Raw genomic sequence first — 17,815 nt, forward strand, 5'->3', positions numbered from 1 at the left:
CTGGGGGACGGGGCCGTCCTACACATCGAGCGACAAATTATGTTGAATGATAATGATTGTCAATTGAGAAAGAGAACTAATGATCCATAACGGTGCGATCCGTGAACTGCGACACGCCGCCGCACTCGTCCAAGCGCCCAGCCCCATTGGCGATCCAGCCTGCCGACTAATTATTTCAAGACGTCATCCGTTCTCATTGGTGAATGGTTCCGGGTACACAGCCCCGGCCATACCGCATTCCAATGCCTTGCACGGTCGGCGAAGACCGTGTCCCGCATGCCTTGCACGGGCATGCCGCAGCCAACCCGATTCCACCAGCAAGCCGAATTCAGGCAGGAAACCTCATGACCGACGCGTTCGAACTCCCCAGCACCCTGGTCCAAGCCCTCCAGCGCCGCGCGGCTCTGACGCCGGATCGGCTGGCCTTGCGTTTTCTCGCTGAAACCGAGGAGCAGGCTGTGGTGCTCAGTTACCGCGAACTCGATCAGCGTGCGCGCACCATCGCGGCGGCGTTGCAGGCCGAGGCCGGATTCGGTGATCGCGCGGTGCTGCTGTTTCCGAGCGGCCCGGATTACGTCGCGGCGTTTTTCGGTTGCCTGTACGCGGGCGTGATCGCGGTGCCGGCTTATCCGCCGGAATCGGCCAAGCGTCACCATCAGGAACGCCTGCTGTCGATCATTGCCGACGCCGAACCGCGTCTGCTGCTGACCAGCGCCGACCTGCGCGAGGCCTTGCAGCAAATCGAAGGCGCGCCGCCGCTGTTGTGCGTCGATACCCTCGACGCTTCGCTGGCCGAGCGTTGGGTCGAACCGACCTTGCCGCAAGACCACATCGCCTTCCTGCAATACACCTCCGGCTCCACCGCGCTGCCCAAAGGCGTGCAGGTCAGCCACGGCAATCTGGTGGCCAACGAATTGCTGATTCGCCACGGTTTCGGCATCGACGTGAACCCCGACGACGTGATCGTCAGCTGGCTGCCGCTGTATCACGACATGGGCCTGATCGGCGGTCTGCTGCAGCCGATCTTCAGCGGCGTGCCGTGCATCCTGATGTCGCCGGCGTACTTCCTCGGCCGGCCGTTGCGCTGGCTCGAAGCGATCAGCCAATACGGCGGCACCATCAGCGGCGGGCCGGACTTTGCCTATCGACTGTGCAGCGAGCGGGTCAGCGAATCGGCGCTGGAGCGTCTCGACCTGAGCCGCTGGCGCGTCGCCTATTCCGGCTCCGAACCGATCCGTCTCGACACCCTCGAGCGTTTCGCCGAGAAGTTCACTGCGTGTGGTTTCAGCGAAAACAGTTTCATGGCGTCCTATGGTCTGGCGGAAGCGACCCTGTTCGTCGCCGGCACACCTCGCGGCACGGGCATTCCGGCCCTGCGCGTCGACGATCAAGCCCTGGCCCAGAACCGTGCCGAGCCGGGCGAGGGCAGCCCGATCATGAGTTGCGGCATCAGCCAGCCCGATCATGCGGTGCTGATCGTCGAGCCGACCACGCTGGCAGAGTTGGCCGACAACGCCGTCGGTGAAGTCTGGGCCACCGGCCCGAGCATCGCCCACGGCTACTGGCGCAACCCCGAGGCCAGCGCCAAGACTTTCGTCCAGCACGCCGGCCAGACCTGGCTGCGCACCGGTGACCTGGGCTTCATTCGCGACGGCGAACTGTTCATCACCGGTCGCCTGAAGGACATGCTGATCGTGCGCGGTCACAACCTCTACCCGCAGGACATCGAGAAGACGGTCGAGAACGAAGTGGAGGTGGTGCGCAAGGGCCGCGTCGCCGCGTTCGCGGTCAATCAGAACGGCGAAGAAGGCATCGGCATCGCGGCGGAAATCAGCCGCAGCGTGCAGAAAATCCTCCCGCCCGAAGCGCTGATCAAAGCCATCCGTCAGGCGGTGGCCGAGACTTATCAGGAAGCACCGAGCGTGGTGGTGCTGCTCAATCCGGGTGCGTTGCCGAAGACCTCCAGCGGCAAGCTGCAACGTTCGGCCTGCCGCAATCGTCTGGCTGACGGCAGCCTCGACAGCTATGCGGTGTTCCCATCGGTCTCGACTGAAACCGCTCAGGACTCGACTGCGTCCGACTCCGAACTGGAAGCCCTGATCGGCAAGATCTGGGCCGAGCAACTCAACGTCAAGCAAGTCAACGCCGACGATCACTTCTTCCTGCTCGGCGGCAACTCGATCGCCGCAACTCAGGTGATCGCCAAGGTACGCGAAGAACTGAGCCTGGAGCTCAATCTGCGTCTGCTGTTCGAAGCACCAACCCTGTCCGCGTTCGCCGCTGCCGTGGCGCAACAGCAGCAGGACGGCGGCAGCGCCCAGGGCGAAATCACCGCACTGTCGCGCAACGAAGCTCTGCCGCAATCGCTGGCGCAAAACCGTCTGTGGATCACCTGGCAACTCGATCCGCACAGCAGCGCCTACAACATTCCCGGCGCCCTGCGCCTGCGTGGCGAACTGGACGAAGACGCCCTGCGCGCCAGTTTCCAGCAATTGATCGAACGCCACGAATCCCTGCGCACGCGTTTCTTCGAGCGCGATGGCGTGGCCCTGCAACAGGTCGAAGCGGCGGGCGAGTTCAACCTGCAACTGATCGACATCAGCGATCTGGCGGCCGCCGAGCGTGAGGCACGCGCACAACAGATTCGCGAAGACGAAGCCCGCACCCAGTTCGATCTGGAGAAAGGCCCGCTGCTGTGGGTGACGCTGGTTCGCCTCGACGATGAAGATCACCAGTTGCTGGTGACCATGCACCACATCATCGCCGACGGCTGGTCGCTGAACGTATTGATCGACGAGTTCTCGCGCCTGTATGCCGCCGCTTCCCAAGGCCAGCGTGCCGAACTCGCGCCGCTGCCCACCCAATACGCCGACTATGGCAGTTGGCAGCGCCAGTGGCTGGCGCAAGGCGAGGGCGAGCGGCAATTGGCGTACTGGAAAGCACAGTTGGGTGATGAGCATCCGACGCTGGAACTGGCGACCGACCATCCACGTTCTGCTAAACAAGTTCACAGCGCCGCACGCCACAGCGTTCGCCTGGGAATCAGCCTCAGCGATGCCATTCGCCAGACTGCCCAGGCCTATCAATCCACGCCGTTCATGTTGCTGCTCTCGGCGTTCCAAAGCCTGTTGCATCGCTACAGCGGTCAACGCGACATTCGTATCGGCGTGCCCAACGCCAACCGTCCGCGTCTGGAAACCCAGGGCCTGATCGGCTTTTTCATCAACACTCAGGTACTGCGTGCTGACGTCGATTCGCGTCTGTCGTTCACCGAACTGCTGGCGCAAACCCGTCAGGCTGCGCTCGGTGCTCAGGCGAATCAGGACCTGCCGTTCGAACAACTGCTCGAAGCCTTCCCGCAGGCTCGCGAACAAGGTCTGTTCCAGGTCATGTTCAACCACCAGCAACGCGACCTGAGTGCGCTCAAGCGTCTGCCGGGCGTGCTCGCCGAGGAACTGCCGTGGCACAGTCGCGAGGCCAAGTTCGACCTGCAACTGCACAGCGAAGAAGACCGAAATGGTCGTCTGACGCTGTCCTTCGACTATGCCGATGAGCTGTTCGACGCTGCGACCATCGAGCGTCTCGCCGAGCATTTCAGCAACCTGCTGCGCGCTGTCTGCGAGCGCCCGGATCAGGCAATCGGTGACCTGCCACTGCTGACCGCCACCGAACACACTCAGCAAAACGCGTGGAGCGTCGCCCCATGCACGCCGGCTCAGCAATGGCTGCCGGAACTGCTCAACGAACAAGCCCGGCAAATCCCTGATCGCACCGCCCTGATATGGGACGGCGGCAGCCTCGACTTCGCCGAACTGCACGCCCAGGCCAACCGTCTGGCCCACTACCTGCGCGACAAAGGCGTCGGCCCGGACGTGTGCGTGGCCATCGCCGCCGAGCGTTCGCCGCAACTGCTGATCGGTCTGCTGGCGATCATCAAGGCCGGTGGCGCCTACGTGCCGCTGGACCCGGATTACCCGGCCGATCGTCTGGCCTACATGCTCAGCGACAGCGGCGTCGAACTGCTGTTGACCCAGACTGCATTGCTGGATCGTTTGCCGGCCAGCGAAGGCGTCAGCGTAATCGCCATGGATACCCTGCACCTGGAAAACTGGCCGAGCCAGGCACCGGGTCTGCACCTGCACGGCGACAACCTCGCCTACGTGATTTACACCTCCGGCTCCACCGGCCAGCCGAAAGGCGTGGGCAACACTCACGCGGCGCTGGCCGAACGTCTGCAATGGATGCAGAACACCTATCGCCTGAACGACACCGACGTGCTGATGCAAAAGGCGCCGATCAGTTTCGACGTGTCGGTGTGGGAATGCTTCTGGCCGTTGATCACCGGCGCGCGCCTGCTGATCGCTGGCCCCGGTGAACACCGCGATCCGCATCGCATCGCGCAGTTGGTTCAGCAGTACGGCGTGACCACGCTGCACTTCGTACCGCCGCTGCTTTCGCTGTTCATCGATGAACCGTTGAGCGCCGAGTGCACCAGCCTGCGTCGCGTGTTCTCCGGTGGTGAAGCGCTGCCGGCGGAATTGCGTAACCGCGTTTTGGCGCAACTGCCGGCGGTGCAACTGCACAACCGTTATGGCCCGACTGAAACCGCGATCAACGTCACCCACTGGCATTGCACCGTGGCCGATGGCGAGCGTTCGCCGATTGGCCGTCCGCTGGGCAACGTGGTCTGCCGCGTGCTCGACAACGATCTCAATCCAGTGCCGGCCGGTGTGCCGGGTGAGCTGTGCATCAGCGGTATCGGCCTGGCCCGTGGTTACCTCGGTCGCCCGGCGCTGACCGCCGAACGTTTCGTGGTCGATCCGCTGGGCGAGCAGGGTGCGCGTCTGTACCGCACCGGTGACCGCGCGCGCTGGACCAACGATGGCGTGATCGAATACCTCGGCCGTCTCGATCAGCAGGTGAAACTGCGCGGCTTCCGCGTCGAGCCGGAAGAAATCGAAGCGCGTCTGCTCGCTCAGGATGGCGTCGCTCAGGTCGCCGTGCTGGTGCGTGAAACCGTCGCCGGCCCGCAATTGATCGGCTATTTCACCGCCACCGATGCCAATGAAGATCAGGACGCGCAAATCGCTCGCCTGAAAACCGCACTGGCCGCCGAGCTGCCGGAATACATGGTTCCGGCACAACTGATGTGCCTGGACGCAATGCCCCTGAGCCCGAGCGGCAAACTCGACCGTCGCGCCTTGCCCGAGCCGCAATGGCAGGTGCGCGAACACGTCGAACCGGTCACCGAGCTGGAACAAGAGATCGCTGCGATCTGGCGCGAAGTGCTGGGCCTGAAACAGGTCGGCCTGCGCGACGACTTCTTCGCCCTCGGCGGTCACTCGCTGCTGGCCACGCAAATCATTTCCCGCACCCGTCAGGCCTGCGACGTCGAATTGCCGCTGCGTGCCTTGTTCGAACACAGCGAACTGGGTGATTTCGCCGAACAGATCCGCCAGATCCAGGCCAGCGGCCGTACCAACAAACAGCCGCCGATCGACAAGGTTGATCGCAGCAAACCGGTGCCGCTGTCCTATTCCCAGCAGCGCATGTGGTTCCTCTGGCAGATGGAACCGGACAGCCCGGCGTACAACGTCGGCGGCATGGCGCGCCTGCGTGGCGTGCTGGATGTCGGGCGTTTCGAAGCAGCGTTGCAAGCGCTGATCCTGCGTCACGAAACGCTGCGCACCACGTTCCCGAGCGTCGACGGCGTGGCCCGTCAGCAAGTGCATGCCGAGACCGGCGTGCGCATGGACTGGAAGGATTTTTCGAAATTCGCCGCTGACGTGCGGGAACAGAAAGTCCAGCAACTGGCCGACGACGAAGCGCACCTGCCGTTCGATCTGGAAACCGGCCCGCTACTGCGCGCTTGCCTGGTCAAGACTGCCGAGCACGAGCATTACTTCGTCCTGACCCTGCACCACATCGTCACTGAAGGCTGGGCGATGGACATCTTCGCCCGGGAACTCAGCGCGCTGTACGAAGCGTTCGTCGATGACCGCGACTCGCCGCTGGAGCCGCTGCCGGTGCAGTACCTCGACTACAGCGTGTGGCAACGAAACTGGCTGGAGTCCGGCGAGCGTCAGCGTCAGCTCGACTACTGGACCGCACAACTGGGTCGCGAACACCCACTGCTGGAATTGCCGGGCGACCGTCCGCGTCCACCGGTGCAAAGTCACCAGGGCGAACTGTTCCGTTTCGACCTCAGCGATGACCTTGCCGCTCGTGTTCGGGCGTTCAACGCGCAGAACGGTCTGACCCTGTTCATGACCATGACCGCCGCACTTGCAACGTTGCTCTATCGCTACAGCGGCCAGACCGATCTGCGCATCGGCGCGCCCGTGGCCAACCGTATCCGTCCGGAAAGCGAAGGGCTGATCGGTGCATTCCTCAATACCCAGGTGCTGCGTTGCCAGCTCGACGGCCAGATGTCGGTCGGCGAATTATTCGAGCAGGTGCGTCACACCGTGATCGAAGGCCAGTCCCATCAGGATTTGCCGTTCGATCATCTGGTGGAGGCGTTGCAGCCACCGCGCAGCGCGGCGTACAACCCGCTGTTCCAGGTGATGTGCAACGTGCAGCGCTGGGAATTCCAGCAGAGCCGGATGCTTGCCGGCATGACTGTCGAGTACCTGGCCAACGATGCGCGGGCGACCAAGTTCGACCTCAACCTGGAAGTCACCGACCTCGACCATCGCCTCGGTTGCTGCCTGACTTACAGCACCGACTTGTTCGATGAACCAACCATCGCGCGCATGGCCAGACATTGGCGCAACCTGCTGGAAGCGCTGATCGCCGACCCTCAACAGCGCCTCAGCGAATTGCCATTGCTCGATGCGCCTGAGCAACAACAATTGCTCGACAGCCTTGGTGTCGAGCCGGGCGAACACCGTCTCGACCAGTGCATCCATCACCTGTTCGCCGAACAGGCACTGGCGCGCAAAGATGCGCCGGCCCTGACCTTCGCCGGGCAGACCCTGAGCTACGCCGAACTCGATGCCCGCGCCAATCGTCTGGCCTGGGCCCTGCGCGAGCGCGGTGTCGGCCCGCAAGTGCGGGTCGGTCTGGCGCTGGAGCGTTCGCTGGAAATGGTCGTCGGCCTGCTGGCGATCCTCAAGGCTGGCGGCGCTTATGTGCCGCTGGACCCGGAATACCCGCTCGACCGTTTGCATTACATGATCGAAGACAGCCGCGTCGGCCTGCTGCTCAGCGACCGCGCGATGTTCAGGGCTCTCGGTGAACTGCCGCCGAACGTAGCGCGCTGGTGCCTGGAAGACGACAGCGCCGCGCTGGCCGATTACCCGGCCACCGAGCTGCCATTTATCAGCCTGCCGCAGCATCAGGCGTACCTGATCTACACCTCGGGTTCTACCGGCAAACCGAAAGGCGTGGTGGTGTCCCACGGTGAAATCGCCATGCACTGCCAGGCCGTGATCGAACGCTTCGGCATGCGTGCGGACGATTGCGAGCTGCACTTCTATTCGATCAACTTCGACGCCGCCACCGAGCGTCTGCTGGTGCCGCTGCTCAGCGGCGCGCAGGTAGTGCTGCGTGCGCAAGGACAGTGGGACGCGGAAGAAATCTGCAGCCTGATCCGCGAACATCGGATCAATATTCTCGGCTTCACCCCGAGTTACGGCAGCCAGTTGGCGCAGTTCCTCGCGACGCAAAACGACATCCTGCCGGTGCGCATGATCATCACCGGCGGCGAAGCGCTTACCGGCGAACACCTGCAGCGGATTCGTGCAGCGTTCAAACCGAGCCTGTTCTTCAACGCCTATGGCCCGACCGAAACCGTGGTCATGCCGCTGGCCAGCCTTGCACCCGAGGTGCTGGAAGAGGGTGCCGGTAGTGTGCCGATCGGCAGCGTGATCGGAGATCGCGTGGCCTACATCCTCGACGCCGATCTGGCACTGGTGCCGCAAGGCGCGACTGGTGAGTTGTTCGTCGGCGGCGCCGGCCTGGCCCAGGGTTATCACGACCGCGCCGGCATCACTGCCGAACGTTTCGTCGCCGACCCGTTTGCCGCCAATGGCGGGCGCATGTACCGCACCGGCGACCTGGTGCGTCAGCGCGCCGATGGTCTGGTGGAATACCTGGGGCGGATCGACCATCAGGTGAAAATCCGTGGTTTCCGGATCGAACTGGGCGAGATCGAAACCCGCCTGCTCGATCACGCTTCAATCCGCGAAGCGGTGGTGCTGGCGCTGGATGCGCCGAGCGGCAAGCAACTGGTCGGCTATCTCGTGACCGAGGTCGCTTCGCGAAGCGAAGCCGAGCAAGCAGAACTGCGCGAAGCCCTCAAGGCGCACCTGAAGACGCAATTGCCGGACTACATGGTGCCGACGCATTTGATTCTGTTGGCCAGCATGCCGCTGACCGCCAACGGCAAGCTCGACCGCCGCGCCTTGCCGGCGCCGGATCCGGAGCTCAATCGTCATGATTACGTGGCGCCAAGCAACGAGCTGGAGCAGACCCTCGCGCAGATCTGGTGCGAAGTGCTCAACGTCGAGCAGGTCGGCCTCAACGACAACTTCTTCGAACTGGGCGGCGACTCGATCCTGTCGATTCAAGTGGTCAGCCGTGCGCGGCAGCAGGGCATTCACTTCAGCCCTCGCGATCTGTTCCAGCACCAGACTGTGCAGACGCTGGCCGCTGTCGCCAGTCGCAGTGAAACCGTGACGGCCGAACAAGGTCTGGTCTCCGGCGAATCGCGTCTGACGCCGATCCAGCACTGGTTTTTCGACACCAAGATTCCCGAGCGTCAACACTGGAACCAGGCGTTGCTGCTGGAGCCGACTGTGGCGCTTGAACCGCATCGTCTGGAACAGGCGTTGCTGGCCGTGATCGAGCAGCATGACGCCTTGCGTCTGCGCTTCAGCGAGATCAACAGCGCATGGCAAGCAACCCATCAACCGGTGACCGATGCCGCGGTGTTGTGGCAAGTGCGCGTGCCGTCGATGGACAAGTGCGCCGCACTGTTCGCCGATGCCCAGCGCAGCCTCGATCTGGAGCAGGGTCCGCTGGTGCGCGCCTTGTTGATTGACGGGCCGGACGGCCAGCAACGGCTGTTCATCGCCATCCATCACCTGGTGGTCGACGGTGTGTCGTGGCGCGTTCTGCTCGACGATCTGCAAACCGTGTATCGCCAGCTCGACGCCGATCAGTCGGTGAAACTGCCGGCGAAAACCAGCGCCTTCAAGGACTGGGCGGCACGCTTGCAGGCCTACGCCGGCAGTGAATCCCTGCGTGAAGAACTGAGCTGGTGGCAGGCGCAACTGGCCGGTCCGGCTGCCGATTTGCCGTGCGAACGTCCTGAGGGTGGACGCCAGAATCGCCATGCGCAAACCGTCAGCGTGCGTCTGGATGCAGAAAAAACCAAACAACTGCTGCAACAGGCACCGAGCGCCTATCGTACGCAGGTCAACGACCTGTTGCTGACCGCACTGGCCCGCGTGCTGTGCCGCTGGAGCGGTCAAGCGTCGGCGCTGATTCAACTGGAAGGCCACGGCCGCGAAACCCTGTTCGACGAGATCGACCTGACCCGCACCGTCGGCTGGTTCACCAGTGCTTATCCGTTGCGCCTGACTCCGCACAACATCGAAGAAGCCGCCGGGCAGGGCGCTTCGATCAAGGCGATCAAGGAACAACTGCGCGCCGTTCCGCACAAAGGCCTCGGTTATGGTGTGCTGCGTTATCTGGCCGATGACGTCAGCCGTCAGAGCATGGCAGCGTTGCCGAACGCACCGATCACCTTCAACTACCTCGGCCAGTTCGACCAGAGTTTCGGCAGCGATGCGCTGTTCCGTCCGCTGGATGAATCGGTCGGTGCCGCCCACGATCCGCACGCACCGTTGCCGAACGAGTTGAGCGTCGACAGTCAGGTGTACGGCGGGGAACTGCTGCTGCGCTGGACCTTCAGCGCCGAACGTTACGACACCCAGACCATCAACGACTTGGCCGATGCCTACGTCGGTGAGTTGCAGAGCCTGATCGAACATTGCCTGCAGGACGAGGCCGGTGGTCTGACGCCGTCGGACTTCCCGCTGGCGAAACTGACCCAGGCGCAACTCGACGCACTGCCGGTGCCGGCGGCGCACATTGAAGATGTGTACCCGCTGACCCCGATGCAGGAAGGCATGCTGCTGCACACCTTGCTGGAGCCGGGCACCGGTCTGTACTACATGCAGGATCGCTATCGCATCAACAGCGAACTCGACCCCGAGCGTTTCGCCCAGGCGTGGCAAGCGGTGATCGCCCGTCATGAAGCGCTGCGTGCGTCGTTCTGCTGGAACGTCGGCGAAGACATGCTGCAAGTGATCCACACACCGGGTCGCACGCCGATCGAGTACCTGGACTGGAGCGCCATCGCTGACGCCGAGCAGGAGCCGAAGCTGCAAGCGCTGCTCAAGGCCGAGCGCGAAGCCGGGTTCGATCTGCTCAATCAGGCACCGTTCCACCTGCGCCTGATCAAGGTTGGCGCGGCGCGCTACTGGTTCATGATGAGTAACCACCACATCCTGATCGATGCCTGGTGCCGCTCGCTGCTGATGAACGATTTCTTCGAGATCTACACCGCTCTGGGCGAAGGTCGCGAAGCGCAATTGGCGGTGCCGCCGCGTTACCGCGATTACATCGGCTGGCTGCAACGTCAGAGCCTGGCCGAAGCGCGTCAGTGGTGGCAGCAGAACCTGCAAGGGTTCGAGCGCACCACGCCGATCCCGAGCGACCGTCCGTTCCTGCGTGAACACGCTGGCGAAAGCGGCGGCATGATCGTCGGCGACCGCTACACGCGACTGAATGTCGAGGACGGCGCCCGTCTGCGTGAGTTGGCCCAGGCCCATCAACTGACCATCAACACCTTCGCCCAGGCGGCGTGGGCACTGGTGCTGCGACGCATGAGCGGTGATCGCGACGTGCTGTTCGGCGTGACCGTGGCCGGGCGTCCGGTGGAGATGCCGGAGATGCAACGCACCGTCGGCCTGTTCATCAACAGCATCGCGCTGCGGGTGCAGATCCCGGCGGACGATCAGCGGGCCAGTGTTCGTCAGTGGCTGAGCGGTCTGCTCGACAGCAACATGCAACTGCGCGAGTACGAATACCTGCCGCTGGTGAACATCCAGGAGCAGAGCGAACTGCCGAAGGGCCAGCCGCTGTTCGACAGCCTGTTCGTGTTCGAAAACGCCCCGGTGGAAGTCTCGGTGCTGGATCGGGCGCAGAGCCTCAACGCGACGTCGGATTCGGGCCGTACTCACACCAACTTCCCGTTGACGGCGGTGTGCTACCCGGGTGATGACCTCGGTCTGCACCTGTCTTACGACCAGCGTTACTTCGACGAGTCGACCATCGAGCGCATGCTCGGCGAGTTCAAGCGTCTGTTGCTGGCGCTGGTCGACGGCTTCCATGGCGACATGGCTGACCTGCCGCTGCTGGGCTTTGATGAACAGGACTTCCTGCTCCACGGTTGCAACCAGAGTGAGCACGACTATCCGCTGGAGCAGAGCTACGTCGAGCTGTTCGAAGCACAGGTCGCGCAACATCCGCAACGCATTGCCGTCAGTTGCCTCGATCAGCAGTTGAGCTACGAGCAACTGAACCACAACGCCAACCGTCTCGGCCACGCGTTGGTCGCGGCCGGGGTGCAGATCGATCAACCGGTGGCGTTGCTGGGCGAGCGCAATCTGGATCTGCTGGGCATGATCATCGGCAGCTTCAAGGCCGGTGCCGGTTACCTGCCGCTGGATCCAGGCCTGCCGAGCCAGCGTCTGCAACGCATCATCGAGCTCAGTCGCACGCCGGTGCTGGTGTGCACCGAGGCTTGCCGTGAACAGGCGACGACCTTGCTGGATGAATTCAGCTGCGCCAACCGTCCACGCCTGCTGGTGTGGGAAGAGGTTCAGGCGGGCGCGGTGTCGTCGGCGAATCCGGGCATCTTCAGCGGCCCGGACAACCTGGCCTACGTGATCTACACCTCGGGCTCCACCGGTTTGCCGAAGGGCGTGATGGTCGAGCAGCGCGGCATGCTCAACAACCAGTTGAGCAAGGTGCCGTACCTGAGTCTGAGCGACGCCGATGTAATCGCCCAGACCGCTTCGCAAAGCTTCGACATTTCGGTCTGGCAGTTCCTCGCCGCGCCGCTGTTCGGTGCGCGGGTGGACATCGTGCCGAACACCATCGCCCACGATCCGCAAGGTTTGTTGGTGCATGTGCAACAGCAGGGCATCACCGTGCTGGAAAGTGTGCCGTCGCTGATCCAGGGCATGCTCGCTTCGGATCGCTTGAGCCTCGACGGTCTGCGCTGGATGTTGCCGACCGGTGAAGCAATGCCGCCGGAACTGGCGCACCAGTGGCTGCTGCGTTATCCGGAGATCGGTCTGGTCAACGCCTATGGCCCGGCGGAGTGCTCAGACGACGTGGCGTTCTTCCGCGTCGACCTGGCCTCGACTCGTGGCAGTTATCTGCCGATCGGTACGCCGACCGACAACAACTTGCTGTACCTGCTCGATGGCGCGCTGGATCTGGTGCCACTGGGTGCGGTGGGTGAGTTGTGCGTGGCCGGCACCGGTGTCGGTCGTGGTTATGTCAGCGATCCGCTGCGCACCGCGCCGGTGTTCGTGCCGAATCCGTTCGGTGCGCCGGGCGAGCGTCTGTATCGCACCGGTGACCTGGCGCGCCGTCGCAGCGACGGGGTGCTGGAATACGTCGGCCGGGTCGACCATCAGGTGAAGATTCGCGGTTACCGGATCGAGCTGGGTGAAATCGAGGCGCGTCTGCACGAGCAACCGGAAGTCCGTGACGGGGCGGTCGGCGTGCAGGAAGGCGTCAACGGCAAGCATCTGGTCGGCTACCTTGTGGCCGCAGATTCCGCACTGAATCAGAGCGAACGGCTGGAGCGGATCAAGCAGCGCCTGCGCGCCGAACTGCCGGAATACATGGTGCCGCTGCACTGGTTGTGGCTCGACCGGTTGCCGCTCAACGCCAACGGCAAACTCGACCGCAAGGCCTTGCCGGCGCTGGAGATCGGCCAGTTGCAGAGCCAGGATTACCTGGCGCCGCGCAGCGATCTGGAGCAGACCCTGGCCGATATATGGGCCGAGGTGCTGAAGGTCGAGAAGGTCGGGGTCCGCGACAACTTCTTCGAACTCGGTGGCCACTCGCTGCTCGCCACACAAATCGCCTCGCGAGTGCAGAAAACCTTGCAACGGGATGTGCCGCTGCGAGCGATGTTCGAGTGCAGCACGGTGGAGGAACTGGCCGAGTACATCGAAGGGCTGGCGGCCAGTGACATTACCGAAGAGAAGGTGGATCGGTTGAATGATCTGATGGCGGCGCTGGAAGGTTTGTAGTCTTCAGCGCCTGTGCGTTCAACACAATTCAACCGGTACATTCACGTACATTTCCAAGGTTGACGATCGAGAACCGGCAGCTCAGGCTGCCGGTTCTCTTTTTTTTGTCGCGGGGGTAGTCGATGCCTTTCTTCACGGTGGACGGACAAGCACTTCATTACATTGATCAAGGCACAGGCCCGGTGGTGTTGCTGGCCGGCAGTTACCTGTGGGATCAGGCCATGTGGGCACCGCAGATCGCTGCGTTGTCGCCTCACTATCGGGTGATTGCGCTGGATCTGTGGGGCCATGGTGAATCGGGGCGTTTGCCTGAAGGCACCACATCTCTGGATGACATCGCACGCCAGGCGCTGGCCTTGCTCGATCATCTGGACATCGACCGGGTGACGCTGGTCGGGTTGTCGGTCGGCGGCATGTGGGGCGTGCGCCTCGCTCTGTCGGCACCGCAGCGGCTCAACGGTCTGGTACTGATGGACACCTACGTCGGCGTCGAGCCGGAACCGACCCGTCAGTATTACTTTTCCCTGTTCAAGCAGATCGAAGAAAGCGGCGAGATCTCCGAGCAGTTGCTCGATATCGTGGTGCCGATCTTCTTCCGTCCGGGCATCGATCCGCAGTCGGCGTTGTATCAGGATTTCCGCGCAAAACTCGCGGGTTATTCCGCTGATCGCCTGCGTCAAAGCATCGTGCCGATGGGGCGCATCACCTTTGGCCGTGATGACCTGTTGCCGCGTCTGGGCGAGCTGAATGCGGCGACCACACTGGTGGTCTGCGGCGATCAGGACAAACCCCGTCCACCGTCGGAAGCCAAGGAAATGGCCGAGCTGATCGGCTGCCCGAGTGTGCTGGTGCCCGAGGCCGGGCATATCTCCAATCTGGAGAATCCGGAGTTTGTGACGGAGGTGTTGTTCAGCTTCCTGGCGGAGCGCCATTAACAAGATCGCCGCGTGTCGCAGCTTTTACAGGGGGGGTGTGTTTCCTGTAGGCGCTGCGACGCGCGGCGATCTTTTGGTCCTGCTTATTTCGGCCCGAGAATCTTCGCCAGCTTGTCCGGCGTCGGCGCGCCTTGCTGTTGTTGCAGCTCACCCTTGTCGTCCATATAGAAGATCGCCGGGGTGGCCTGTAATTCCAGGTCCTCCATCAACTGCATGTTCGCTGCGAGTTTGGTCTGCACGGCGGCCGGAATGTTCTTCAAGGCCTTGAGCGTGCTGGCTGTGCCGGCCTTTTCGTGTTCTTCCAGGGCCTTGGCCGGGTCTTTGGCGGCCAGCAGCGCGGCGGATTTGGCCGGGCTGTCTTCGCGGATGATGCCGACCATGATGTGGCGCAACTGCACCTTGCCGGCCTTGACCCATGGGCGGGCCTGTTCCCAGAACATGTTGCAGTACGGGCAGTTCGGGTCGCTGAACAGGTACACCGTGCGCGGTGCATCCTTGTTGCCGTCCTGAATCCAGTTGCTGGCCTCGAACTTGGCCCAGACTTCCTTGGCCATCGGCGCGTAGACCAGTTTTTGCAGCGGTGCGCTGCTCAGGTCGTTGCCGTCGGCGTCGTACAGATTGCCCAGCAGCACGTGCTTGCCGTCCGGCGTCAGGTACAGCGCCATGCCCCGGTTCTGGTATTGCGCGGCGTAGCCACGCAGGCCGTCGGGCGCGTCGAACTGGCCGACGATTTTTGCGCCCTTGGCTTCGATCTTCTTGATCGCGTCAGGCAATTCTTCAGCGGCCTGCACCGACGGCAAGTGCAGCAGGGCAGCGCCCAGAGTCAGCGTCAGCAGGTGGCGGAGGCGGGGCATGGCAGTTTCCTTGCAGAGGTGGCCGGTGCGGCGTTCGTATTCGGATTGGGGATGTCGAAGTTTTCCAGGGCTCGAGCCAGACTGGCGTTCGACAACTCGCCCAGATGACTGGCCAGCAATTGACCGTCGGGGCTGTAGAACAGCGTAGTCGGCAATGCCATGGAACCCACGGCCTGGCCCAGATGACCGCTACGGTCGAACAGCACGTTGTTCAGGCTCAGGCCCTGGGTCTCGAGGAAGGTCGCGACGCTTTGCATGCTTTCGGCCTGATTGACGAACAGGAACGTCAGGTCCGGGCGTTGCTGCTGGGCGTTTTCCAGCACCGGCATTTCGCGGCGGCATGGCGGGCACCAGGTGGCCCACAGGTTGATCACCAGCGGGCCGCCCTGATAGTCGGCGAGTTTCACGGTTTCCCCGGCGGCGTTGCGCAGAGTGATGTCCGGCAGACGTGTGCCTTGCTCGTAGAGGCTCAGCGACAGGGTGGCCAGCAACCAGAATGCCACGCCACTGACCACGCCGAACCCCAACGGTCGACGCAAACCCGGCCGCCGCCAGCCGCGATACAGCGCTGCCAGCAACAATACGATCACCCCAGGCCAGGCGAGAAAACCACCGTCGCGCAGGTCGATGATCTGCCACGGATCGTTGCGGTAATGTCCCCAGTACACGGCAACAAACGCGACGCGCGCCGCGAGCATCCCGAGCAGGAACAGGCTGAACAGCGCCGACTCGGGGTTATCGCCACCGCGCTTGGCCACCCGCCAGCCGACGAAGGTCGCCAGCGCCAGGGCGCTGATCAGCAACAGGTGGTTAAGCGCAATGGCAAAGGTGCCGAGGGTGAAAGTCAGCATTAACGGGCGTCTCGGGTGGTGGTCCAGTGTTGCAGGAAAGTGTCGGCATCGACTTCGCCGGTGATGCGCTGGCTGCGGCGCTCTTCACCGTCGGCACCGATCCACACAAAACTCGGTGGCCCTGGCACTTTGTAGCGGCCGAGCAGTTCGCGGCTGGCGGCATTGTCATCAGTGACGTCGAGGCGCAGCAAACGCACATCGCTCAGGGCTTGCATCACCCGCGCCTGGCCAAATACCTTTTTCTCCATGACTTTGCACGACGTGCACCAGTCGGCGTAGTAATCGAGCAGCACCCATTGGCCCTGAGCCTTGGCGGTGTCGAGTTCGCGCTGCAGGGCGGCTGGGTCCTTGATCGTAATGAATGCTTCGTGACCGTTGGGTGCAACTGTGCCGGTGCGTCCGGCGCTGTAGACCTGCAACGGCTGGAACGGATCATCGCTGCCACCCGCTGCACCCACGACCAGCAAACTGCCCCACAGTCCCAGCAGCAGCGAGCTGGCACCGAACAACTGGGCGACCCGGCCGAAGCCTTCGGACTGTTTCCAGGCGCTGTAGGCCGCGATCAGCAGCAATGCACCGCACAGCGCAAGCCAGAGTGACGAGTCCAGCACCGGACGCAGCATCAGCACCGCCGTGCCGAGGAACAGGAAACCGAATATGCCTTTGAGCAGGTTCATCCACGCGCCGGGTTTCGGCAGGAAACGATTGCCGACTGTCACCAGCACCAACAGCGGGATGCCGATACCGATGCCGAGGGCAAACAGGATCAAGCCACCGTGCAGCGCATTGCCGCTTTGCGCGATGTAGAGCAGAGCACCGGCCAGCGGTGCGGTCATGCACGGCCCGACCAACAGGCCGGACAACGCGCCCAACACACCGGCGCCAACCAGGCTGCCGCCGCTGCGACTGCGCGAGGCGTGCTCCAGTCGATCACGCAGTGCGACCGGCAATTGCAGTTCAAAGAAGCCGAACATCGGCAGTGCCAGAATCACAAACACCACTGCGAACGTCCCGAGCAGCCATGGGTTTTGCAACCACGCCTGAAGGTTCGCTCCCAACAGGGACGCGATGACGCCCATTGCCGCATACACCAGCGCCATGCAAACCACATAGCTGCTGGCCAGCGCAAAACCACGACGTGGCGTGGCACCGCTGCCAACCACCATACCGGCCAGAATCGGCAACATCGGTAACGAGCACGGCGCAAAGGCCAGCAACAGGCCGAGACCGAAGAACACCAGCAGGCTCCAGCCCAGCGAGTGCTGTTGCAGACCGCTGGCCAGCGCTTGATCCTGCGCCTCATCCGTCGCTGCAGCGGCCGCTTTGCCACCGAGGTCGATCACGCGAGTTTGCGGTGGATAGCACAGGCCGGCATCGGCGCAGCCCTGATAACTGACCTTGATCTGGCCTTTGGCTGCTGCAGGAATTTTCAGTTCGAGGCCCTGGCGATAGACCGGTTGCTCGCCGAAATACTCGTCACTGTGGGATTCGCCTTCGGGCAGCGCCGGGGCGTTTTCCGCCGCCAGCCCGTCGAATTTCAGGCGTTTCTGATACAGGTAGTAACCGTCGGCGATTTGCCAGAACAGTTGGGTTTCGCCGGAATCCAGACGTTCGGATGTCAGCACGAAGGCCTTGTCGACCGGGAGAAATTCCGGTTTTGTCGCAAAAGGATCGTTCCCTGCCTGGGCCAGACCCGAAATCAACAGTGCAAACAATAAAAAAATATGACGCATGGAGGAGCCTTGTCCCTGTGCAAGTGATGAGCACAATGGGCGGCGGCGATTAACCGATGATTAACCGCGGCGCCCTTGTCGCTGTGGCGTTCGGGG

5 protein-coding genes are annotated in these 17,815 nt (G+C 62.9%); 2 read left to right on the top strand and 3 right to left on the bottom strand.

The annotated features are described in order from the left end of the window. The first annotated feature begins 344 nt into the window (after positions 1–344). Positions 345–13,346: a non-ribosomal peptide synthetase gene (locus AC07N4_RS26775; protein ID WP_493066406.1), complete on the top strand. Its 13,002-nt coding sequence runs from the start codon at positions 345–347 to the stop codon at positions 13,344–13,346. Between the two features lie 122 nt (positions 13,347–13,468). Further along, positions 13,469–14,281: an alpha/beta fold hydrolase gene (locus AC07N4_RS26780; RefSeq protein ID WP_493066407.1), complete on the top strand. Its 813-nt coding sequence runs from the start codon at positions 13,469–13,471 to the stop codon at positions 14,279–14,281. Between the two features lie 83 nt (positions 14,282–14,364). On the opposite strand, the gene dsbG is transcribed toward AC07N4_RS26780, so the two are convergent. From dsbG to dsbD, 3 genes are read right to left on the bottom strand one after another with little or no spacing between them, the layout of a single operon-like run. Next, positions 14,365–15,135 (bottom strand): thiol:disulfide interchange protein DsbG, encoded by a 771-nt coding sequence (dsbG, locus tag AC07N4_RS26785; RefSeq protein ID WP_096821115.1) that lies wholly within the window; start codon positions 15,133–15,135, stop codon positions 14,365–14,367. Then, entirely contained in the window at positions 15,111–15,986 is an 876-nt protein-coding gene (locus AC07N4_RS26790; RefSeq protein WP_102620420.1) for a TlpA disulfide reductase family protein, read from the bottom strand. The genes dsbG and AC07N4_RS26790 overlap by 25 nt, the downstream gene beginning before the upstream one ends. Next, positions 15,986–17,719: a protein-disulfide reductase DsbD gene (dsbD, locus tag AC07N4_RS26795; RefSeq protein ID WP_493066408.1), complete on the bottom strand. Its 1,734-nt coding sequence runs from the start codon at positions 17,717–17,719 to the stop codon at positions 15,986–15,988. Before dsbD ends, AC07N4_RS26790 begins: the two co-directional genes overlap by 1 nt. Between the last annotated feature and the right edge of the window lie 96 nt (positions 17,720–17,815).

It is taken from the genome of Pseudomonas sp. GW821-FHT09E04 (assembly GCF_059416185.1).